At 68.3% G+C, this 1,731-nt stretch carries 1 pseudogene; it reads right to left on the bottom strand.

Annotated features, from left to right (window positions below):
* Positions 1-1,592, bottom strand: a pseudogene (locus ACQKIP_RS46690) (hypothetical protein); the annotation flags it as partial.
* Positions 1,593-1,731: the final 139 nt, after the last annotated feature.

Here is a 1,731-nt window from a genome sequence, read left to right as displayed (position 1 = left end):
GCCAGCGGATGCAGACCGATCTCATGGGCCAGCATGCCCATCACATAACCGATGTCGTACTTCTCGAAGTAATAGCTCGCCAGGTTGATCTCAACGCCTTCGTCGCCCAAGTCCCGTACATCGGCGGGAGCTTCGGTCGTGCGCAGGCGCAGAGTGATCCGGACGGGACGGTTACCCACGTAGCTCTTGATGGTGCTGTGCTCATCCAGCAGCTCGATGATCCGAACCGCCTTCTCGACGTACTTGTCTGTCTGGTTCAGGTTGGTGAATTCGTAGTTGCCCAGCTTGAAGGTACGAAGGGTCGGTTCCGGCGCGGCAGGCGTCGCGTCCGAGTCCTGTGGGGCGTGGGCCGGGACCTCGGTGGATCCCGTGCCGTCGTCGGCGGGCCGGGGCAGGGAGACCGGGTCGACCCAGATGGACTCGCGCAGCTCCTCGACGGCAGCGCTGCGGGCTTCCTCCCAGCTGTGATCGGTGCTCTGCTGCGGCGCCGGGGTCACGTCGCCGATGAGCGCTCCGAGCAGGGCCATGTGCCGGTCGCGCAGCCCGGCGGGAGCGAGGGAGGCGTCCTCGGGGGCTACGTTGAGGTCGCCGAGGAGGCTGCCCAAGATGTGGGGGCGCTGCGGGGAGTCGGTGTCACGGTACTCGTCGCGCAGGCCCAGCTGGTGCGTCAGTTCGTGCACCAACTGCACCGGCGAGGCATCGGCCCACCAGGTCGTCTGATCCATCCCCTGATCGCGGCCCGCCAGGTCCACCGTCAGGTGCGGGGCATCGGCCGGGTCGACGTGCTCGACGGTTACGTGCAGCCGGTCGCCGTTGAACAGGCGGTACTCAGGCCCGTTCAGGAACTCCTCGACACCCGCGCTGAGCTGGTTGAACACGTGCGAGGCCTGGTCGCTCGTGCCACGCAGCGCGACCCGGACCGTGAGGTCGGTGACCGGCTGGCCCTGATACGAGAACCGCCGCGCATCGAAGCCCGAACGCACCACGAACCGGGGGCGACTGTCGCGAGGGCCCCGCACGGGCGGGGTAACGGACGGCACCGTGCCGCTGCCGGTCTGCGGCAGTCTGGGGCGTGCCTCGCCGGTGTTCCCGCCGGTGTTGCCGCCGGTGTTCCCGCCGGTGTTGCCGCCGGTGTTGCCGCCTGCGTCGTCTCCGCTCCGGTCCGGGGCCGCGGGCTGTTGGATGCTGTCGCCGCGGTTGTTGGTTCCGACGCTGGTGGCGAGGGCCGCGAAGTCTCCCAGGACACCGAACCTGCCCTTGTCCGCGGGCAGCAGGGCGTGCAGGGGGCTGTCCGGCGCGAGGTGCTCGGCCAGCTGCGCCTTGTAGGCGTTGTAGGACCTGGCCGTGTAGCTGGGGTCCGTGACCGCCCGCGCCCGGTGGTCATTGGTCACCGCGATCGACGCCAGGTCCATCAGGTAGGTGTCGATCAGATCCGTGACGTCCTTCGCCTTGGCGCCCGCCACTCCCACCCGCGCATGCTGGGCGAGCACCTGCGCCATCTCCACGACGATGTCACGGTAGATGCCGTGCCGGATGGTCTGCGGGAACGCGGCCATGACATGGTCCGCTTGGCCCGCGTCCAAGGTATTCATGAACCGCGGGTTCCTCAGCGACTCAAGCCCCGGCACCCGCAACGGCATCCCCGCATACAGATCCTCCTCCTCCGGGATCTTCGAATTCCGCGAGGCCAACGGGTGCAGACCGATCTCGTGGGCCAGCATGCCCATCACA

Source organism: Streptomyces sp. NPDC059900, assembly GCF_050270335.1.
Classification (GTDB): Bacteria; Actinomycetota; Actinomycetes; order Streptomycetales; family Streptomycetaceae; genus Streptomyces.
The sequence above is the reverse complement of the archived record's forward strand: the minus strand, read 5'-3'. Positions and strand labels throughout refer to the sequence as shown.